Below are 5392 nucleotides of genomic sequence, written 5' to 3'. Positions count from 1 at the left end.
TCATGTTGGTGCCTAGTCCCCCGATATGTTGTTCGGTCCATTTCGGGTCGGTTTCTACCTTCTCGATGTTTCCTGTTGATAAATCAACTTCTAAATTAAACCCTGTCTCTGCGTACCTCATTTTCAAACTCCTCTGTGTGTCTTATTTAAGGCCCTCTGAATACCTCCGCAGCCATGGCCTTTAGCCGCGCAGGTTGTATAAGTTGGGCACCTGATTGTGCTTAATTCCACGCCACATCAAAAGTAGTCTTCCTTTTCTTGCTTCAACCAACTTCTTTTTCTTTACTCTTTCTGACTACAGCTCTTTCTCCTTCTGGAACAGGAGGCGGAACAGGCTCGCCGACAATCTTCCTGATCGAACTAAAGCGAGGCGGGCAAGCTTCAAAGCAAGTCCCGCATTTTATACATTTCTCTTGATCAATAACGTGGACCTGGCCCTTGGCACTGATGATCGCCTCCACGGGGCATCTCCTGGCGCACGTCATACAGGCCTGGCACTTTTCCGGGTCAATATAGTACGAGGGTACTTCACGCAATAACTCATCTATTTCGTCACTGGTGTAAAGCTCGTTATATGCGTCATGGTTGTCGCGGATATGCAACGCCAGCTTATCCTGTTTCGCCAGCTTAATGTAGGGGATTAGCTTGGTAACTTCTTCAATTCTTGTCTTTAATTCAATTTCATTGATTCCTTCGGCTTTTCCAAGAGGTCCCATCTTCTGTATCTCCGCGGCGAATTCATTCATAATATTGGCGAAACGAATTCCTTCACCGGCGGATACCCATTCAATCCTTAATCTCTTGGGATTTATCCCGACGTGCTCCAGTAATTTTCTGCATAGCTGAACCATGCTTATCGCTTCGTAATTTCCATGAGTGATATAATGGCAGTCGTCAAGATGGCAGCCGCCTACGAACATCGCGTCCGCTCCATTTGCGAAAGCCCGGAATATGTGTTTCATATCGACTCTGGCCGAGCACATCACCCTGATAAGCCTTATATAGGGGGGGTACTGAAAACGGGAAACCCCGCAAAGATCCGCTCCTCCATAGCAGCACCAATTGCATATTATACCGATCATCTTCGGTGTAAATTTAGCTTCAGCACTCATTTTTATCTAAACTCCTTTGTTAGTAATCCGGGGTCTTGTTCATTACACAAATGATTCTTTAAAACGCGCGTCAATTTGGCTTAAAAGCTCTTCATCAGTATAGTGTTTCAGCTGAATTGCTCCTGTCGGACACTTTGCGTTGCAAAGGCCGTCTCCTTTGCAGAGAACGGGAATAACCTCGGCCTTTTTGCCTTGTTTTGTGTCATGAAGCTCTATGGCGCCATAGGTGCACGCTGTGACGCACGCCCCGCATCCCATACACATGCGCTCATTTACCGCGCAAACGGAGCCTGAGGCCACAACGGTATCATTTGCGAGTAGGGTTAAGGCCCGGCCGGCGGCTCCATATGCCTGGCTGACTGTTTCCGATAATAGCTTGGGATAGTGAGCTATTCCGCACAGGTAAACGCCTTCCGCGCCAAAGTCAACAGGTCTTAATTTGACATGGGCTTCCTGGAAGAATTCATCGGGTCCTAAGGATACCTTGAATAATCCGGATATTTCTTTTCTGTCCGCGGCGGGAATGACGGCGGCGGCTAAAGCGAGCGCGTCGGCGTCTATTTCAAGCTTTTTGCCTAAAACGGGATCGGTCGCGGTAATCCGCAAGAAGCTTCGGCCATCTTCTTGAACTGCTTCCACCTGTGGTTTATTATCGGGCTCATAGCGGATGAACCTGACGTCTTTACTTGCCGCTTCCCGGTAATAATCTTCTTTGAACCCGTAGCTTCTGATATCCCGGAAGAAAATGTAGATATCTATTTCGGGGTTTATCTCTTTTAGTTTCAAGGCGTTCTTTATTGACTCGCCGCAACATATCCGGCTGCAGTAATTCCTGTCTTCCTGCCTGCAGCCCACGCATTGGATCATCGCTATGCTCCCGGCGTTAATTACTTTTTCGTCTCCTTTGGCGATTTGCTCCTCCAACTCAAGGTGGGTCATGACCCGGTCATCTTCGCCATAAAGGTATTCGGTAGGCTTGTATACATCAGCGCCGGTAGCGATGACAGTGGCTCCATGTTTTATCTCTGAGACCCTTCCTCCGGACTTCACCTTGGTCGTGAAGTTCCCCACGTAGCCGGTTGCCTCGGGGATGGTGGCGCCGGTATATACATGTACCAGGGGGTGCCGGTAAACTTTGCTGATCAGATCACGCAAATATGACTGTACATCCAGCCCTTCGAGGGTGTAATGTATTCTGCGCGCGATCCCTCCCAGTTCTTTTTCTTTTTCCACCAGGTGAACCTCATGTCCCTGGCTGGCTATGGAGAGGGCGCTGGTCATGCCGGCCACGCCTCCGCCGACAACTACCGCCCTTTTGTCGACGGGCAGGTCGAATTCCTGCAAAGGCTCTAAATGGATGGCCCGGGCTACGGACATCCGGATTATATCTTTTGACTTTTGGGTGGCGGCTTCTTTTTCTTTGGAGTGCACCCAGGAGCAGTGTTCTCTAATATTGGCCATGTCGTAGTAATATTGATTGATTCCGGCTTCCCGCAGGGTGTCCCGGAATAGGGGTTCATGGGTTCTGGGGGTGCAGGCGGCGACAATCACGCGATTGAGATCTCTTTCCTGGATATCCTTCGCCAACATCGCGGCGGCTTCTGTGGAACATATAAAGAGGTTTTCTTCAGCGTGAACTACATTGGGCAGGGTCTTGGCATATTCAACCGTGTCGGGAACATCTACTATTCTTCCGATATTAGCCCCGCAGTGGCACACGTAGACACCTATCCTGGGCTCTTCTTGCGAGACGTCTCTTTCCGGTGGATACACCCTTTCTCTGGACAGGTTCCCCCGCCGGTAGTTAAGGAGTTCACCACATTGGGAACCGGCCCCGCTAGCGGTCACAACCGACTCAGGGATATCTACGGGACCCTGGAAGGCTCCGCTGACAAAAATTCCCGGGCGAGTGGTTTCCATCGGATTAAAAGGATTGGTTTTGCAGAATCCGTGATTATTGAGTTCGATGCCGAACCTGTCTGCCAGACCCTTAAAATCATGAGGAGGGTTCAATCCAACGGACAGCACCACCATGTCGAATTCTTCTTCTTTTACTCCATCGTCTGGTGTGGAATACCGTATGGTTACATTCTTGCTTTCCGGGATCTCTTTTCCTATCGACACGTAGCTTCTAATAAACCGAATCCCGGGAAGGTTCTCCGCTCTCTGGTAGAACCGCTCGAAATCCTTGCCGTAGGAACGAATATCGTTATGGAATATGGTGCACCTGGCATCAGCGTCATGGTCTTTTGTCAATATTACCTGTTTTTGGGTGTAGGTGCAGCATACTGCTGAACAATAGCTGTTGCCGCCGGGGATAACCTGTCTGGAACCGACACAGTGAATCCAGGCGATGTTATGGGGATGCTTCTTGTCGGTGGCGCGCAGGATCTCACCTTCGTACGGCCCGGTGGCGCACAACAGCCTTTCATAGTCCATACTGGTTACCACGTTCTCAAACTTTCCGTAGCCGTAGTCTTCCCTCAACTTGGGGTCAAACGGCTCATAGCCGGGAGCCAGAATGATCGCCCCTACTTGTACTTCTATCTTCTCCCCCGCCTGCTTGAGATCTATGGCGCCTGTCTTGCAGACTCCCTGGCAAATCTGACATTTTTCTTCTTTAAGGTAAAGGCAGCTTTCATCTATATAAGGTTTAAGGGGAATTGCCTGCGCAAAATAGATATGGATGGCTTTATTGTTTGATATTCCTTGATTAAATTGATCGGGGTACTTGACCGGGCAGTATTCTGCACAGACAGTACAGCCCGTGCATTTGCTCTCATCGATATACCTGGGCTTTTTAAACAGGGTTACCTTGAAGTCCCCCGCTTTCCCTTCCACACCGTGAACTTCGGTATAGGATACGATCTCTATATTGGGATGCCTGTTGCATTCGACAAACTTGGGTGATTCAATGCACATGGAGCAGTCGTTGGTGGGAAAGGTCTTGTCAAGCTGGGCCATGTGCCCGCCAATGGTCGGCGCCGTGTCCACCAGGTAAACTTTAAAACCGGCGGTGCCAAGATCAAGCGCGGCTTGTATACCGCTGATCCCTCCACCGACCACCATAACATCTCCGAAATTTCTCGTTCCGAAACTTTTGGATATCTGTTCTATAATTTGTTCTTTTTCCATTTTTCTCCACCTTTATCAGGTTTTATTGCCCGTGCTATTCTGAGTTTTGAAAACCGCACCGCTACCGCATTCGAGTGTGGCAGTAATAACTGCTGGAACCGCCTCAATTTGGCTTAAGAGCTCGTTATCAGTATAGTGCTCTAATTGTAAACAACCCTTGTTGGATATTTTGTTTTTTCCGAGGCATCTACTTTGCTGAGAACAGGGTTAACCCCCGCCTTTAACTCTAACTTATCGAGTTACGGCACCATACCTACAAGCCGAGATACATGCTCCACACCATACACTTTACGCTCATACACCTTGCAAACAGAGTAGGAGGTTACGACAGTGATATGATGGTATTCGTTAAGATAACGAACGCCGGTAAACACCCCGTTTATTCCTTTTGAGAAAGCTCTGAGTACATATGCCAAATCGACTCTGCCGGTGCACATGATGCCTGCAAGCTTTGTGTGTAACATATTGTTGTCTGGAAACTCCAGCCAAATCAGCAGCGCCGTATGCTCAACAATTACGCGAAGAACCTAAGATCATTGTTCTAAACTTAAGTTTTGCACCCATGCTTATCTCACCTCCTTACTCAGCAATCCCGGTTTTGTCATTAATCTTCATGGACAATTCATCGCGCCCCCGGGACAAATGAAGAGGGGTCAACCCCACGACAATGATAGTAATTCAATAATGACAACAAAATTCCTTTATTGATCATATTGAATATTTTTATTGGTATTCAAGATAAAATAAATTGTATTTATTCCATCTTAAATACGCACCACATCATGCCGGAAAGGAAAAAACGCCCCCGTTTAGTTGTGCTGATGCGCAAACAAACAGGGGCGCCACTACTTATGACATGCTCATTTTATCTCACCGTCTCAAGTCATATTTTCTTGTTCTTATTAATTATTAATACTAAATCTCTACGTCTTGGTCCGGGCGGGTGATTGATAAAATACTCACTTTCTAGAAGTTCGTGAAACTCCTCCGGCACGGGCACGGTAAACTTGGATGCGGATTCTGTTGCCGCTCAGTTTCCCTATCGGGAAATGAATAGTTTTTTCTTGCCAAAGGGGGCGGTAATCTGAGACAATAATTGACGTGTGCAGCCGGAGGTTGCGCCGACAATCATTATGTCAGGAGCA

General features: G+C 48.0%; 2 protein-coding genes and 1 pseudogene. All 3 read right to left on the bottom strand.

Annotated elements, in window-relative coordinates; translation table 11 throughout:
* Window positions 1–263: 263 nt before the first annotated feature.
* A complete protein-coding gene (locus L7E55_RS17285) occupies window positions 264–1112 on the bottom strand; it encodes a hydrogenase iron-sulfur subunit (RefSeq protein ID WP_277445607.1) in 849 nt (282 codons plus the stop codon).
* 42 nt (window positions 1113–1154) lie between these two features.
* Window positions 1155–4247 carry an FAD-dependent oxidoreductase gene (locus tag L7E55_RS17280; RefSeq protein ID WP_277445606.1) on the bottom strand — a complete coding sequence of 1031 codons (3093 nt, stop codon included), beginning with the start codon at window positions 4245–4247 and terminating at the stop codon, window positions 1155–1157.
* Between the two features lie 329 nt (window positions 4248–4576).
* A pseudogene (locus L7E55_RS17275) lies at window positions 4577–4751 on the bottom strand (hydrogenase iron-sulfur subunit); the annotation flags it as partial.
* Window positions 4752–5392: the final 641 nt, after the last annotated feature.

Origin of the sequence: Pelotomaculum isophthalicicum JI (genome assembly GCF_029478095.1) — a bacterium.
In the GTDB taxonomy this organism is placed as follows: Bacteria; Bacillota; Desulfotomaculia; order Desulfotomaculales; family Pelotomaculaceae; genus Pelotomaculum_D; species Pelotomaculum_D isophthalicicum.
This window is presented reverse-complemented; position numbering and strand designations above follow the sequence as displayed.